This is a genomic window from Pseudomonas sp. WOUb67 (genome assembly GCF_050058005.1).
In the GTDB taxonomy this organism is placed as follows: domain Bacteria; phylum Pseudomonadota; class Gammaproteobacteria; order Pseudomonadales; family Pseudomonadaceae; genus Aquipseudomonas; species Aquipseudomonas putida_R.
In genome coordinates, this window is the sequence record NZ_CP170112.1 from 2,613,453 (window position 1) to 2,631,248 (window position 17,796).

Consider the following 17,796-nt stretch of genomic DNA (forward strand, 5'->3'; position numbering starts at 1 on the left):
AAGGACGAGTCGCCCTCCCGCCGATTTAATCGCGCAGCCTGGGCTGTCGTCGGTGGCCGGGGCTTTGGCTAAATCAGCTCGTGGTTGTTTCGTCTTTGAGGGATGACTGGGCCCTGTGGTCCCGCTTCCTATCGCTAAGGACGCATCGCATGAATGCCGAAAACTCGTTGAAACTCGCTCGCCGCTTTATCGAACTGCCGCCGGAAAAACGCCGTTTGTTCCTGGCTGGGCTACAGGCAGAGGGCGTCGACTTTTCCTTGTTTCCGATCCCTGCCGATGTCGCCTGTGATGACCGCGATGGGTTGTCCTACGCCCAGCGACGCATGTCGTTTCTCTGGCAGCTGGACCCGCAGGGCGCCGCCTACAACCTGCCCATGGCTGTGCGCCTGAAGGGCGAGCTCGACCGTGCAGCCCTGCAGCAGGCGTTCGATCGCCTGGTCGCTCGCCACGAGAGCCTGCGTACGCGCCTGCGCACCCAGGGCGAGCATCTGTACCAGGAAGTTGTCGCCGCACAGGCAGTCGCCATCGTCGAGCATGACCTCACCGCCCTGGCGGTGGCGCAACGCGAGGCCCGTGTCGCGTCTCTGGCCGAAGCCGAAGCGCAGGCACCTTTCAACCTGCTGCAGGGGCCGCTGCTGCGCGTGCACCTGCTGCAACTGGCCACCGACGAGCACGTGCTGCTGCTCACCCTGCACCACATCGTTGCCGACGGCTGGTCGCTGAACGTGCTGATCGACGAGTTCGTGCGCTTGTACGATGCTGCCTGTCAGCGCAGCGAAGCGACCCTGCCGGCTCTGCCCATCCAGTACCGCGACTATGCGCTGTGGCAACGCAGCTGGCTGGAAGCCGGTGAGCAGGAGCGTCAGCTGAGCTACTGGCGCGACAAGCTGGGCGATGATCATGCCGTCCTGGAGCTGCCGTTCGACCACCCACGTGTCGGCGCACCGAGCCAACGCGGCGCGCGGCGCGAGTTGCAGGTCGATCCGGCGCTTGCCGAGCGCCTGAGGGCATTGGCCAGTGCCCAGGGGGTCACCCTGTTCATGGTGCTGCTGGCATCGTTCAAGCTGCTGCTGCAACGCTACAGTGGTCAGCGCGCGATCCGCGTCGGTGTGCCGGTTGCCAACCGTCACCGTACCGAAGTCGAAGGCTTGATCGGCTGCTTCATCAACACCCAGGTGCTGCATACCGATATCGACCCGCTCATGGACGTGAGCCAGCTGCTCGGCCGGGTCAAGGACACCGCCCTCGGGGCCCAGGCGCATCAGGATCTGCCGTTCGAGCGCCTGGTCGAGGCGCTCGAACTGGATCGCAGCAGCGCGCAAAGCCCGTTGTTCCAGGTGCTGTTCAACCACCAGGCGGCTATCGCCGACGCCGGCCAGGTCCGCCTTGGTAGCGGGCTGACGCTGGAAAAAGTCGCCCTGGACAAGCACAGCGCTCGCTTCGACCTTTCCCTCGACACCTATGAAAGCGCGGGGCGTCTGCACGCCGTGTTCACCTATGCGCTGGATGTCTTCGAAGAAGCCACCATCATCGGTTTCGGCGAGGACTGGCTGCGCCTGCTCGACGGGCTTACCCAATCGTCCGCCACTGTGGTTGGCGAGCTGCCCTTGGCGACTCAGGCGGCGCACGCGGTGGAGCAGCACGCTGTCGGGACGCCAGAGCCCGACCTGTGTATCCATCACCTGATCGAAACGGCCGCCAGCCGCAACCTGCAAGGCCTGGCTGCGAGCGGCGACGCCGGTCAGATCAGCTATGCCACCTTGCAGGCACGCTCGGATGCCCTGGCCCAGGCGCTGCTGGATCGTGGCGTACAGGTGGATCAGCGGGTCGGCGTGGTGGCCGACCGGTCCTGCGAGATGCTCATCGGCATCCTGGCCGTGCTCAAGGCCGGGGCTGCCTACCTGCCGCTGGACCCGGACCAGCCCCCGTCGCGTATCGACTTCATGCTTGCCGACAGCCAAGCCAAGTGGGTCGTGGGCCGAGCCGGGCAGGTCAGCCTGCCTCACGGCGTCGCAGCGATCGACGTGGCGGGCGATTACCCGTCAGCTTCGGCGCCCAAGGTGGCGGTTCATGCCGGCAACCTTGCCTATGTCATCTACACCTCCGGCACCACCGGCAAGCCCAAGGGCGTTGCGGTCAGCCATGGCGCCCTGGTCAACTACGTGCGCGGCGTGAGCCAACGCCTGCCCATGGACGAGATCGGCAGCCTGGCGATGGTTACCACGCCGGCGGCCGACCTAGGCCACACCATGCTGTTCGGTGCGCTGTGCTACGGCAAGACCCTGCACATGCTGACCAAGGAGACGGTGCTCGATGCCGAGGGTTTCGCCGCCTACCTGCAGGCCCATGCCATCGATGCACTGAAGATCGTCCCCTCGCACTTGCAGGCCATGCTCGCCGCCGGCGCCGAGGCCTTGCCACGGCGCTGCCTGGTGGTGGGGGGTGAAGCCTGCAGCGCGGCACTTCTGGGCCGGATCAAGGCCTTGGCGCCCGGCCTCGACGTGATCAACCACTACGGCCCAACCGAAACCACGGTCGGCGTCCTTACCCATGCCTTGCAGGATCGGCCGCTGCTCGGCCAGCCACTGGAAAACCTGCGCGCCCATGCGCTGGACAGCTGCCTGCAACCCGTGCCCGGCAAGGCCAGGGGAGAGCTCTACATCGCCGGTGCAGGGCTTGCGCGTGGCTACCTGGGCCAGGCGGCCCTTACCGCCGAACGCTTCGTGCCCGACCCCAGCGGCACCGAGGGTGCGAGGATGTACCGTACCGGCGACTGGATACGCCTGAACGCGGACGGCGAACGCATTTTCGCGGGTCGTATCGATGGCCAGGTGAAGATTCGCGGCTACCGCGTAGAGCTGGCCGAGATCGATACCTGTCTGCGGCAGTTGCCGGGGATCGAAAACGCCGTTGTGCGAGTCGTTGGCGAAGACGCCGATCGGCAGCTGGCCGCCTGGCTGGTCCCGCAGCATTGGGCAGCACAGGACGAGGCCCGTCAGGCCATCGTCGACGGCATTCGGGCCGCGCTGAAGCTGGCCTTGCCCGAGCATCTGCTGCCGCATTACCTGATGCTGCTGGAGCATCTGCCTGTGACCCTCAACGGCAAGGTCGACGTCAAGGCGCTGCCTGAACCGGTCGCCGTCACAGCCGTTTACCGAGCGCCCGAGACAGCGCTGCAGCAGCAGGTCGCGGCCATCTGGGCCGACGTGCTGCAACAGACCCAGGTCGGCCTCGACGACAATTTCTTCGCCTTGGGTGGGCATTCGTTGCTGGCTACCCAGGTGGTCTCGCGGATCAGGCAGAAACTGCGCCTGGACGTGGCCTTGCGGGTGCTCTTCGACACTGCCGACCTGTCCGCTTTCGCCGAGGCGCTGCAGGGGCTGGAGCAGGTCGCCGGGGGAGAGATCCAGGTCCTGGACCGGGCGGCGGCGCTGCAGGTTTCGCATGCCCAGTACCGCCAGTGGATGTTCTGGAAGCTGCACCCGCAAAGCACTGCCTACAACACCCCCCTGGCCATACGTTTGCAAGGCCAGGTGGACCGGGCCGCCCTGCAGGCCGCGTTCGATGCGCTGGTGATGCGCCATGAATCCCTGCGCACGGTCTTTGAAGAGCATGACGGCATCCCCCTGCAGCGCATACTGCCCGCAGCGTCGCCTATCATCGAATACCATGACCTCAGCGCGGCGGACGGCCGGGGGCTGCAGCAGCACATTCAGGACGAAGCGCTCACGCCCTTCGACCTCGAACAGGGGCCGCTGATCCGGGTCAGGCTGTTCCAGGGTGGCCCGCAGGAGCAGGTGCTGACCGTGCTGTTGCACCACATCGTCTCGGACGGCTGGTCCATGAGCGTCATGGTCCGCGAGCTGGCTGCCGTCTACAACGCCCACACCACAGGGCAGCCGCTCGAACGCCAGGCGCTGGCGGTGCAATACGCCGATTACGCCGCCTGGCAGCGCGAACGCCTGGCCTCGGGCGAGCTGCAGGCCCAGCTGGCATTCTGGAAAGCCACGCTGCAAGACGATTTCGCAGTGCTTGAGCTGCCTGCCGACCGTATCCGCCCTCAGGTCCAGAGCTATCGCGGCGGGCGCGTGGATGTGCTGCTGCCTGCCGCGCTCACGGCCGATCTGCAGCGCCTGGCGGTTGCTGCCAATGCCACGCTGTTCCATGTGTTCCTGGCCTCGTTCGCACTGCTGCTGTCGCGCTACAGCGGGCGCGAAACGCTCAACATCGGCATCCCGGTGACCAACCGCAATCGCCTTGAGCTGGAAGGGCTGATCGGTTTCTTCGTCAACACGCTGGTCGCTCGCGTGGCGGTCGACCCGTTGCAGTCCTTCAGGCACTTGCTGCTGGCGGTCAAGGAGACCACCCTGCAGGCGCAGGCGAACAAGGACATCCCCTTCGATGTGCTGGTGGAAGAACTCAAGCCCGAGCGTGGCTTGGGCCACAACCCGCTGTTCCAGGTCATGTACAACCACCTGAGCAATCTTGGCGAGCGGGTTTCCGGCGACAGTGTGCAAGGGCTGAGCGTCGAGGAGGTCGACCTGATCGAGCACACCACGCAGTTCGACCTGTCGCTGGACACTCTCGAACGCAGCGATGGCGTGATCGCCTCCTTCGGCTATGCATCGGACCTGTTCGACGTCGAGCGCATCGAGCGGCTGGCGGCGGTGTGGGTCAACCTGCTGGGCGCACTGGCCAGTGAGGCAACATTGCCGGTCGCCGAATTGCCACTGCTCACCGCTGCCCAGCACACGCTGGCACTCGAAGCCGTCGCCCCGGCCCCCTTGCGTTTCGCCGAAGACCTTGGCGTGCATCAGCTGTTCGAGGCCCAGGCACAGCGCGCACCGCAGGCGACGGCGCTGGTCCTCGATGATCAGACGCTGACTTACCAGGCACTCAACCGCCGTGCCAACCAGCTGGCCCACAAGCTGCGCGAACTGGGCGTGGGGCCTGATGTGCGTGTCGGCATCGCCGTGGAACGCAGCCTGGACATGGTGGTAGGCCTGCTGGGCATCCTCAAGGCCGGTGCTGCCTATGTGCCGCTCGACCCGCAATACCCGCAGGAACGGCTGCGTTTCATGATGCAGGACAGCGGCATTCACCTGCTCCTGACTCAACCTCACCTGGCACCGACGCTGCCGATTCCCCCAGCAGTGACCTGCCTGGAAATGCAGGCGGATGAGCAATGGCTGGGCAACTACAGCGCAGCCAACCCGGTAAGCCTGACGGTCGCCGACAACCTTGCCTACGTGATCTACACCTCCGGGTCTACCGGCAAGCCCAAAGGTGTGGCCGTCGCTCATCGGGAGCTGTCGGTGTTCTGCAGCGTGGCCGCTGACTATTCGCGGCTCGACGCCAGTGATCGGGTGCTGCAGTTTGCCACGGTCAACTTCGATGGCTTCGTCGAGCAGCTTTACCCGGCCTTGTGCTGCGGTGCCCGGGTCGTCCTGCGCGGGCCGCAGCTGTGGGACATCGAAACCCTCAAGCAGGCCATCGTCACCCACGGCATCACCGTGGCAGACCTGACCACCGCCTACTGGCGCATGTTGGCGGCGGAAAAACTGCCCGCCGGTGCCTGCGCGTCGCTGCGTCAGGTGCACGTGGGGGGTGAAGCCATGCCGATGGAAAGCCTCGGCGACTGGTACGCCAGCGGCCTGCAGCAGGCGCGCCTGCTCAATACCTATGGGCCGACCGAAGCAACCGTGGTGACCACCGTGCAGGACTGCGCAGGCTTGCAGCCCGGTGCTGGCGGCAAGGCCATCGTGCCGATCGGTCGGGCGGTGGGCGGCAGGGTGACGTATGTCTGTGACGATGGCCTTGCCTTGGCTCCTGTCGGTTGGGTGAACGAATTGCTGATCGGTGGCCGTGGCTGCCTCGCCCGTGGTTACTTCAACCGCCCGGCATTGACCGCCGAGCGTTTCATTCCTGACCCGTTCGACCCGGTCGGCGGCGGGCGTCTGTACCGTACCGGCGATCTGGCGAGCTACCGTGTCGATGGTGTTATCGACTATGTCGGGCGCATCGACCATCAAGTCAAGATTCGCGGCCTGCGCATCGAACTGGGCGAGATCGAAGCACGGCTGCAAGAGCACGCTGAGGTGCGCGAAGCACAGGTGATCGACATCGACGGACCCACCGGCAAGCAGTTGGTCGCGTACCTGGTGATCGAGGGCGCTGTCGAACAGCAGGATGCGTTGCGCGAAAACCTCACAAGCCACCTCAAGGCCGCATTGCCGGACTACATGGTGCCGGCGCACCTGATGTTCCTCAGCGCGTTGCCGCTGACGCCAAACGGCAAACTCGACCGCAAGGCGCTGCCAAGGCCAGACTTGAGCCTCGACCAGCCTGCCTACGTGCCCCCTCGCAGCGAACGCGAAAGACAGATCGCAGCCATCTGGGCCCAGGTCCTCAAGGTTGAACGCATCGGTCTGACCGATCACTTCTTCGAGCTGGGCGGGCATTCGTTGCTGGCCACCCAGGTCACTTCCCGCATCCGCCAGGCCCTGGGCCTGGAAATACCCCTGCGCACGCTGTTCGAAGCCCCGGTGCTGGCTGACTTTGTCGCGTTGACCGGGCAGGGCACGGACGCGCCCGCTCCGGCGTTGCAGCCGGTCGACCGCACGCAGCCGTTGGCCTTGTCCTACGCCCAGCAGCGGCAGTGGTTCTTCTGGCAGATGGCACCTGAAAGCACCGCCTACAACATGGCCACGGTCCTGCGCCTGCGCGGCGATCTGGATGTCGACGCACTGCGCCTGAGCTTCGAAGCGCTGATTGCCCGGCACGAGACCCTGCGCACTACCTTCCGCCAGGCGGGTGACCATGCCCTGCAAGTGATTCACCCGGCGCAGCCGTTCAACTTGCCGAGCCAGGTGGTCGAACTGCACGAGGGGGACGAACAGGCAGCGCTGCTCAAGCGCCTGGTCGAGGCAGAGACGCAATGCCCCTTCGACCTGGAGCACGGGCCGCTGCTGCGCGTGAAACTGTTGCGCGTGGCCGAGGATGACCATGTCCTCGTACTGACCTTGCACCATATCGTCTCCGATGGCTGGTCGATGCCGGTGATGGTCGATGAGCTGGTGCAGTTGTACCAAGGGCTGCGCACCGGGCAAGCAGTCGAGCTGCCTGAACTGCCTGTCCAGTACGCCGACTACGCCGTGTGGCAGCGGCAGTGGATGGAGGCCGGTGAGCGGGAGCGCCAGCTGGCCTACTGGAAGGCCCAGCTGGGAGACCGGCAACCGGTTCTCGAACTGCCCGGCGATCGCCCACGCCCGGCTACCCAGGACTTCGCTGGCGCCAGTTTCGCCATCGACCTGGACCGCGACCTCGTGCACGCGCTCAAGGCATTGGCCCAGCAGCAGGGCGTCAGCCTGTTCATGCTGCTGCTGGCCAGTTTCCAGACCCTGCTGCACCGCTATTCGGGGCAGGACGACATTCGCGTCGGGGTGCCGATCGCCAACCGCAATCGCCTGGAAACCGAGCGCCTGATCGGCTTCTTCGTCAATACCCAGGTGCTCAAGGCCGACTTCGACCTGCACACCACCTTCAGCCAGTTGCTCGAACAGACGCGCCTGACCGCCCTGGCGGCCCAGGCTCATCAGGATCTGCCGTTCGAGCAGTTGGTCGAGGCGCTGCACCCTGAGCGCAGCCTGAGCCACAGCCCGCTGTTCCAGGCGCTCTACAATCACCAGACCGAGCTCCGGGGGCAGGCGCGCAGCCTGCCCGGGCTGGAAGTTCAAGGCCTGGCCTGGGAACGCTATACCGCACAGTTCGACCTGACCCTGGACACCTTCGAACATGCCGAAGGCCTGGGCGCTTCGCTGGTCTATGCCACGTCGCTGTTCGACCGTCCACGCATCGAGGCGCTGGCGCAGCACTGGTGCAATCTGCTGGCCGACATCGTGCGTCAACCCCACCAGCGCGTCGCCGAGCTGGCGATGCTGGGCAGCCAGGAGCGTGAGCAGCTGTTGGCAGCGTGGGACCAGACCGGCGACGATCACCCGGACGACCGTTTCGTCCATCAACTGTTCGCCGACCAGGTCGCCCGCACGCCCGACGCCATCGCGATCCGTTTCGACGATCAACGCCTGAGCTACCGCCAGCTCGATGCGCAGGCCAACCGCCTGGCGCACCGCCTGATCGAGCAAGGCGTCGGCCCCGAGGTCAGGGTCGTCATCGCCATGCGCCGCTCCACCGAGATCATGGTGGCGTTCATGGCGGTGCTCAAGGCAGGTGGCGTGTATGTGCCGCTGGACATCGCCTATCCGCAGGACCGCCTGCGCTACATGATGCAGGACTGCGCCGCGGCGTTGGTGCTGACCCAGAGCGATGTACTGGGCACGCTGCCGATCCCTAAGGGGTTGCCGACGCTGGCGGTGGACCTGCCGGCCGCCTGGCAGCAGGGCCCCGACACGGCGCCCGAGGTGGCGTTGTCCAGGCACAACCTTGCCTATGTGATCTACACCTCGGGCTCGACCGGCATGCCCAAGGGCGTCGCAGTGGCCCATGGGCCGCTGGCCTCGCACATCCTGGCCAACGGTGAGCGCTATGAAACCGGCCCGCAGGATTGCGAGCTGCACTTCATGTCCTTCGCCTTCGATGGCGCCCATGAGGCCTGGATGCACCTGCTGATCAACGGCGCCAGTGTGCTGGTGCGTGACGACAGCCTGTGGCTGCCCGAGCAGGCCTACGCCGAAATGCACCGCCATGGCGTGACCATTGCGGTGTTCCCGCCGGTGTATCTGCAACAGCTGGCCGAACATGCCCTGCGCGTGGGCAACCCGCCACCGGTGCGCATCTACTGCTTTGGCGGTGATGCCGTGCCGCAAGCCGGTTATGAGCTGGCCTGGCAGGCCCTGCGCCCGCAATACATCTTCAACGGCTACGGGCCGACCGAAACCGTGGTCACGCCGTTGCTCTGGAACGCGTCGCCCGGCGACGCCTGCGGCGCGGCCTACGCCCCCATTGGCCGGCTGGTCGGGCGCCGCCGCAGTTATGTCCTCGACGCCAGCCTCAACCTGGTGCCGTTGGGCCACAGTGGCGAGCTGTTCCTCGGCGGGCTCTGCCTGGCGCGTGGCTATCTCGACCGCCCAGGCCTGACCGCCGAGCGATTTGTCCCCGACCCGTTCGCTGTGAACGGCGAGCGCGTGTACCGCAGCGGTGACCTGACCCGCACCCGGGCCGACGGCCTGGTCGATTATCTGGGCCGTATCGACCATCAGGTGAAGATCCGTGGTTTCCGTATCGAGCTTGGCGAGATTGAGGCGCGGTTGCAGGATCACCCGGCAGTGCGCGAAAGCGTGGTCATCGACATCCAGGGCCCCGGCGGCAAGCAGCTGGCCGCGTATCTGGTCAGCGCGGATGTGCAACCCGACGACCTGCAGGGGCAAAGCCTGCTGCGCAGCGAGCTGCGCGATCACCTCAAGGCGACCTTGCCGGACTACATGGTGCCCACCCACCTGGTATTCCTCGACAAGTTGCCGCTCACGCCCAATGGCAAGCTGGACCGCAAGGGCCTGCCCAAACCCGACGTCAGCCAGCTGCAGCAGGTGTACATCGCACCTCGAAACGCGCTGGAGCAGACCATCGCCGGGATCTGGGCCGATGTCCTGAAAGTCGACAAGGTGGGGCTGTCCGACAACTTCTTCGAACTGGGTGGCGATTCCATCATTTCGATCCAGGTGGTCAGCCGTGCGCGCCAGGCGGGTATTCGCTTCACCCCCAAAGAGCTGTTCCAGCACCAGACCGTCCAAGGGCTGGCCTCGGTCGCCAGGCAAGGGGACGAAGGCGGCTTGTTGATCGAGCAGAAGGCTGCCACTGGCCAGACCCTGCTGCTGCCGATCCAGCAAGCGTTCTTCGAGCAGGACATTGCCCAGCGCCATCACTGGAACCAGGCGCTGTTGCTCAAGGCAGGGCAGGCGCTCGACAGCCAGGCGCTGGAGCAGGCGCTTCAGGCCCTGGTGATCCACCATGACGCTCTGCGCCTGCGCTTCGATCGTGCAGAGGGCGGGTGGACGGCCCATTACGGCTCGCCCGACCCACAGCAAGGTCTGCTCTGGCAGGCGACGGTGGCCGATACAGAGGCCCTCGAAGCGTTGTGCGATGAAGTTCAAGCGAGCCTCGATCTGCAGCAGGGCCCTTTGCTGCGGGCATTGCTGGTGACCCTCGCCGATGGCAGTCAGCGCTTGCTGCTGGCGATCCATCACCTGGTAGTGGACGGGGTCTCCTGGCGTGTACTGCTCGAAGACCTGCAAACCGCCTACAGCCAGTTGCACGCCGGCCAGCCACTTGGCCTGCCTGCCAAGACCAGCTCGACCCAGTCGTGGGCCGGGCACCTGCAGGCTTACGCACGCAGCGAATCGCTGCAGGCGCAGCTGGCTTACTGGCAGGCGCAGCTCGGCCACGCGGATGCCGACCTGCCTTGCGACAACCCCGGTGGCTCGTTGCATGGCATGCATGTCGGCACCGCCCGCACCCGTCTTGGCTCGGCCAGTACCCGGCAACTGCTGCAACAGGCACCTGCTGCCTACCGTACGCAGGTCAACGACCTGCTGCTGACCGCATTGGCCTGTGTCATCGCACGCTGGACCCAGCGCAGTGACGTGCTCGTGCAGTTGGAGGGGCATGGTCGCGAAGAGCTGTTCGATACCCTCGACCTGACGCGGACCGTGGGCTGGTTCACCAGCGTGTTCCCGGTACGGCTGAGCCCGGAGCAGACGCTTGGTGCGTCGATCAAGAGGATCAAGGAACAACTGCGGGCGATCCCGGACAAAGGCATCGGCTACGGCGCCCTGCGTTACCTGGGCGACGACCAGGCGCGAGCGGCTCTCGCGCAGTTGCCCACCCCACGCATCACCTTCAACTACCTGGGGCAGTTCGACGGCAGCTTCGCGCCGGCCTCGGGCGCCGATGTGCCGGCATTCCTGGTACCCGCCGACGAAAGCGCCGGCGCCAGCCAGAGCACCGAGGCGCCGCTGGACAACTGGTTGTCGATCAATGGCCAGGTCTATGCCGGTGAGCTGAGTCTTGAGTGGACTTTCAGCCGCGACATGTTCGACGTCGATACAGTGCAGCGACTGGCCGACCAGTTCGCCGCCGAGCTTGAGGCAATCGTCGCGCATTGCCTGGAAGATGCCCAGGCAGCGCTGACTCCTTCGGACGTCCCGCTGGCCGGGCTTACCCAGGCCCAGCTGGACAGCCTGCCGATCCCGGCGGCGCAAGTCGAAGACCTCTATCCCCTTGCGCCCATGCAGCAGGGCATGCTGTTCCACAGCCTGCTCGAGCAGGGCGGCGGGCATTACATCAACCAGATGCGCGTCGATGTCAAAGGGCTCGACGTGCCACGCTTCCAGCTCGCCTGGCAGGCCGCTGTCGATCGCCATGAAGTGCTGCGGGCCAACTTCGTGACCTGCTTCGAGCGCCCTCTGCAGGTGATCCGCAGGCAGCTCGAACTGCCGTTCACGCACCTGGACTGGGTGGGCGTCGCCGAGCAGGGCGCGGCCCTGGACAGCTGGGCCGATGCGGACCTGCGCAAGGGCTTCGACCTGCAGCATGACCCCCTGCTGCGTCTGGCGGTGATCAAGACCAGCGAGGAGTCCTGCCATCTGGTCTTCACCAGCCATCACATCCTGATGGATGGCTGGAGCAATGCGCAGTTGCTCGGTGAGGTGCTCCAGGCCTATGCCGGGCTGCCGAACGGCGGGCTGACAGGCCGCTATCGCGACTACATCGAATGGCTGCAGCGCCAGGATTCCCGGCAGGGCCAGGCCTTCTGGCAGCAGCAGTTGCACGACCTGAACGAGCCCACGCGCCTGGCGCTGGCCATGCGTCAGGACAAAGCTCGCCTGGGTACGGGCTACGGTGAACATCAGCAGCGCCTGAGCGAGCATCAGACGCAGGCGCTGGGTGCCTTTGCCCGGCAGCAGCGAGTGACCGTCAATACCTTGGTGCAAGCGGCATGGCTTCTGCTTCTGCAGCGCTACACCGGGCAATCATGTGTGAGCTTCGGCGCGACGGTGTCTGGTCGCCCGGCAGAGCTGCGTGGCGTCGAGCAACAGCTGGGGCTGTTCATCAACACACTGCCGGTCGTCGCCAGCCCGCGTCCGCAGCAGCGGGTGGCGGAGTGGGTGCAGCAATTGCAGGCGCAGAACCTGGCGCTGCGCGAATACGAGCACAGCCCCTTGTACGACATTCAGCGCTGGGCCGGATCGGGTGGGGAAGGGCTGTTCGATACCCTGCTGGTGTTCGAGAACTACCCGGTCGGCGATGCGTTGCAGCAAAGCGCACCCGCCGGGCTCGAGTTCGGCAACGTGCACGGCCATGAGCAGTCGAGCGTGCCGCTGACCCTGGCGATTGGCGCAGGTACGCACCTGTCGGTGCACTACAGCTATGACCGGCAGTGCTTCACGCCAGAAAGCATCGCGCAGATCGCCCGCCACTTCGGCACGTTGCTGGCGGCGCTGGTCGAGGACCCGCAGCAAGTGGTCGCTCGACTGAACTTGCTTGACGCACAGGAGCAGCAGGCAATCATCCAGGACTGGAATCGAGCCCCTGCAAATCACCATCCCGATCAATGCCTGCACCAGCTGATCGAAGCCCAGGCCGCGCTTACGCCGGAGGCCATTGCCGTAGTGTCGGGCGAGCGGACACTCAGCTACAGCCAGCTCAATCGGCGCGCCAATCAGCTGGCCCACAGGCTGCGCGAGCAGGGCGTGGGCCCGGATGTACTGGTGGGGATCGCTGTGGATCGCAGCCTGGAAATGGTCATCGGCCTTCTGGGCATCCTCAAGGCGGGAGGCGCCTATGTGCCGCTGGATCCTGAGTATCCGGAAGATCGCCTGGCCTACATGATGAGCGATAGCGGTATTCGCCTGTTGCTGACCCAATCACATCTGCTCGCCGACTTGCCGCTACCTGAGGATGTCGCTCCGCTGCTCCTGGAGCCTTTCCCGGGCTACAGCGACGCCAACCCGGTCAATTTCACGCGACCGGAAAACCTGGCTTACGTGATCTATACCTCGGGGTCCACCGGTAAACCCAAAGGGACCTTGCTGCCCCATCACAACGTCGTGCGCCTGTTCCAGGCAACCCAGGACTGGTTCCGGTTCGACAGCCAGGACGTCTGGAGCGTCTTCCATTCCTACGCGTTCGATTTCTCGGTCTGGGAGCTGTTTGGGGCGCTGGTGCATGGGGCCAAGGCAGTGATCGTGGCCAAGGACGTGGCCCGATCGCCTGCGGACTTCCACGCACTGCTGATCCGTGAGCAGGTCACGGTGCTCAACCAGACACCTTCGGCGTTCAAGCAACTGATCTCGCACGCCTGCGCAAGGCCGCAGGGGCAGACCGAGCTTGCGCTGCGCTATATCGTGTTCGGCGGCGAAGCACTGGATGTCGGGAGCCTGGCACCGTGGTTCAACCACTTCGGTGACAGCCAGCCGACCTTGATCAACATGTACGGCATCACTGAAACCACGGTGCATGTCACCTACCGGCCAGTGTGTCGCGAGGATCTGCAGCGCGATGGCGTCAGCCCCATCGGCGAGGTGATTCCGGATCAGTCGCTGTACCTGCTCGATGCTGACTTCAACATCGCCGCCCCCGGTTGTCATGGCGAACTGCACGTTGGTCAGGCCGGCCTTGCCCGTGGCTATCACCGACGTGCGGCGCTCACGGCGGAGCGGTTCGTACCCGACCCGTTCGATGACAGCGAGCAGGGTGGCGGTCGCCTCTACCGCACCAGCGATCTGGCACGCTATCGCATCCAGGGTGCGATCGAGTATGTCGGTCGTGTCGATCATCAGGTGAAGATCCGCGGTTTCCGTATCGAGCTGGGCGAGATCGAGGCCAGGCTGCAGGAGCACTCGCAAGTCCGCGAAGCGGTGGTACTCGCCATGGAGGGCCCAAGCGGTACGCAACTGGTTGCCTATCTGATCCCTGCCCAAGCGCCCTCGGCAGCGTTGCGCGAGAGCCTGCGCGAGCACCTCAAGGCGACATTGCCCGAGCATATGGTGCCTGCCCACCAGGTATTTCTGGAAACGCTGCCCCTTACGGCAAACGGCAAGCTTGATCGACGAGCGTTGCCCAGCCCTGATGCCACGCAACTGCAGCAACTGTTCGTCGCACCGCAGAGCCCACTGGAACAGGACGTCGCGGCGATCTGGGCCGATGTACTGAAGCTTGAAAGGGTCGGCCTCAACGACAACTTCTTCGAGCTGGGCGGGCATTCGCTGCTGGCAGTCCAGGCTACCCAGCGCGTGCAGTTGCTGCTGGGGCTGGAGGTGCCGCTTTCGGCCCTGTTCGGTGCCGGACGGCTTGCGGACTATGTGGCGAAGATGGCTGAGCTGGCGCCTGCCAGCGCAGCGGATGTCGATGAGTTGAGTGATTTCCTGGCAGAACTGGAGAGTGTTTGAAATGACGGCCCAGAACATCGAGCTGGTAAAACGGTTCCTGCATCTGCCATTGGAGCAGCGCAAGCAATTCTTTGAAAAGATGCAGTCCAAGGGCATGAGCTTCGCTCGCCTGCCGATCCCGCAGATACGCGACGAATGGGGCCCCATCGGCCTGTCGTACGCCCAGCGGCGACAGTGGTTTCTCTGGCAGTTCGAACCGCAGAGCGCTGCCTACAACATCAGCATGGCCCTGCGTTTCAAGGGTGCACTGGATTGCGACTTGCTGCAGCGCAGCCTTGAAGACCTGGTGCAACGCCATGAAAGCCTGCGTACCGCGTTTGCCCAGGACGGCGACCAGCCTGTCCAGGTCGTTGCCCCAGGCGTGCGGGTGGAAATAGTTCGGGAGCCCTTTGCCCAGGCAGCAGGTGCCGATTTCGCCGAGTGCCTGACACGGCGCATCGAAGAAGAGGCCGGCCAACCCTTCGACCTGGGGCAGGCGCCGCTGTGGCGGGTGAAGCTGCTGCAGGTGAACGAGGCCGATCACGTGCTGATCCTGGTCATGCACCATATCGTCTCCGATGGCTGGTCGATGCCGATACTGCTGGACGAGTGGATCCGCTGCTACGAGGGGCATCGCCTCGGCCAGCCGGCGTCGTTGCCGGACCTGCCGATCCAGTACGCCGACTATGCCATCTGGCAGCGTCAGTGCCTGGAAGCGGGCGAGCTGGAGCGTCAGCTGGCGTACTGGGAGGCGGAGCTCGGTGGTGAACAGCCGGTGCTGGACCTGCCCATCGACCATCCGCGCCCGGCCTTGCAGAGCCGGGCAGGTGCAAGCCTGGATATAACCCTGGACGATGCTCTGTGCGCCGGCCTCAAACAGCTGGCGCGTGATCAGGGCGTGACAGTGTTCATGCTCCTGCTGGCCAGCTACCAGACTTTGCTGCACCGCTACAGCGGGCAGAACGACATCCGTGTCGGCATACCCACGGCCAATCGCAATCGAATGGAGACCGAAGGCCTGATCGGCTTCTTCGTCAACACTCAGGTACTCAAGGCCGAATTCGACCTGGGCACCACCTTCACTGAGCTGCTCGAGCAGACCCGGCGACGCGTCTCTGGCGCCCAGGCCCATCAGGACCTGCCGTTCGAGCAACTGGTCGAAGCATTGCAACCCGAGCGCAGCCTCAGCCATAGCCCGCTGTTCCAGGTCATGTACAACCACCAGACCGAAGCGCGCGGGCAGGGGCGGCAGTTGCCCGGGCTGACCGTCGAGACCCTGGGCTGGGAGCGCAGGACTGCGCAGTTCGATCTGACCCTGGAGACCGTGGAGCACGAGGCTGGCATCGCGGTATCGCTGACCTACGCCACTGCGCTGTTCGACAAAGCCACCATCGCCCAGCTCGCCGGGCACTGGCAGGACCTGTTGGCCGCCATCGTCGCCCAGCCGCAGCAGCGTATCGCCGAGCTGGCGCTGTTGAATGCCGCGCAGCAGCAACAGGTGGTCCACGACTGGAACCGCACCCAGGTCGATTACCCGCTCGAGCAGTGCCTGCAGGAGCTGATCGAGGCTCAGGTCGCCGCCACCCCGGACGCCCCGGCGCTGGTCTTTGCCGAGCAGACGCTGAGCTATCGTGAGCTCAATGGGCGTGCCAACCAGCTGGCGCACAAGCTGCGCGAGCAGGGCGTGGGGCCGGACGTGCTGGTGGGCATCGCTGCCGAGCGCAGCGTGGACATGGTCATCGGCCTGCTGGGCATCCTCAAGGCCGGCGGCGCCTATGTGCCGCTGGACCCGGAATACCCCGCAGAGCGCCTGGCCTACATGATGCAGGACAGCGGCATCCGCCTGCTGCTGACGCAAGCCCACCTGCTGGCGCAGTTGCCGGTGCCCGAGGGTGTGCAGCCGCTGCTGCTCGAGCCGCTACCGGGCTACAGCGACGCCAACCTGGTGCATAGCACCAGCCCGGGCAACCTGGCCTACGTGATCTACACCTCCGGCTCCACCGGCCGCCCCAAGGGCGCGGGCAACAGCCATCGCGCGCTGGTCAACCGCCTGTGCTGGATGCAGAAGGCCTACGGCCTGGACGCCGGCGATACGGTGTTGCAGAAGACCCCGTTCAGTTTCGACGTCTCGGTCTGGGAGTTCTTCTGGCCGCTGCTGGTCGGCGCACGCCTGGCGGTTGCGCAACCGGGCGAGCACCGTGACCCGGAGCGGCTGGTGGAGGTGATCAGGCAGCACGCGGTGACCACGCTGCACTTCGTGCCTTCGATGCTGCAGGCGTTCATGGGCAGCGCCGAGGTCGAGCGTTGCAGCGGCCTCAAGCGCGTGGTGTGCAGCGGCGAAGCCTTGCCCGCAGAGCTGGCGCAACAGACCCTGGCGCGGCTGCCCGGCGCCCAGTTGTACAACCTCTACGGCCCGACCGAGGCGGCCATCGATGTCACCCACTGGACCTGCCGCCCGGGCAGCGACAGCGGCGTGCCGATCGGCCGGCCGATCGACAACCTGAAGACGCACATCCTCGGCGCGGGGCTGCAGAGTGTCGCCCCGCGAGCGGCCGGTGAGCTGTACCTGGGCGGTGTCGGCCTGGCCCGTGGCTATCACCAGCGCCCGTCGCTGACCGCGGAACGCTTCGTCCCGGACCCCTTCGACAGCACGGCCCAGGGCGGCGGTCGCCTGTACCGCACCGGTGACCTGGCGCGTTATCGGGCCGACGGGGTGATCGAGTACAAAGGCCGGCTTGACCATCAGGTAAAAATCCGCGGCCTGCGCATCGAACTGGGCGAGATCGAGACACGCCTGCTCGAGCACCCGAGTGTGCGCGAGGCGGTGGTACTGGACATCGACGGGCCGGGTGGCAAGCAACTGGCCGGGTACCTGGTGGTGGCCGGCGAAGCAACCGCCGACCCGCAGCAGCAAAACGCGCTGCGCAGTGAACTGCGCGAGCACCTCAGGCTCGGGCTGGCCGACTACATGGTCCCGACCCACCTGCTGTTCCTTGAGCGCCTGCCGGTGACCGCCAACGGCAAGCTGGACCGCAAGGCCCTGCCCAAACCCGATGCAAGCGCGCTGCAGGACAGCTACGTGGCCCCGCGCAGCGAGCTGGAACAACAGATCGCGGCGATCTGGGCCGAGGTCCTGAAGCTTGACCAGGTTGGCGTGACGGACAACTTCTTTGCCCTGGGTGGCCATTCGTTGTCGGCCACCCAGGTGATCGTGCGCGTTCGCGAGGCGACAGGCATCGACGCCACCTTGAAGGAACTGTTCGAACAGCCCCGGCTGGAGGATTTCTCAGGTTGCCTCGAACAGAAAAATCAGCAAATCGACCCTATTCAGGCAGAACTGGCTAAATCGCTGGAGGCGCTCAAACGTCTAACCACGGAGGAAATTGATGAACTGATTTCATAGGGGATACAT

The 17,796-nt window shown here is 65.3% G+C and carries 2 protein-coding genes; both read left to right on the forward strand.

Annotated elements, in window-relative coordinates; translation table 11 throughout:
* The first annotated feature begins 149 nt into the window (after positions 1 to 149).
* Positions 150 to 14,405: a non-ribosomal peptide synthase/polyketide synthase gene (locus ABOC32_RS11865; RefSeq protein WP_426811134.1), complete on the forward strand. Its 14,256-nt coding sequence runs from the start codon at positions 150 to 152 to the stop codon at positions 14,403 to 14,405.
* Between the two features lies 1 nt (position 14,406).
* Complete coding sequence (locus ABOC32_RS11870) at positions 14,407 to 17,787, forward strand: amino acid adenylation domain-containing protein (RefSeq protein WP_426811135.1); 3,381 nt, start codon at positions 14,407 to 14,409, stop codon at positions 17,785 to 17,787.
* The last annotated feature ends 9 nt before the right edge of the window (positions 17,788 to 17,796 follow it).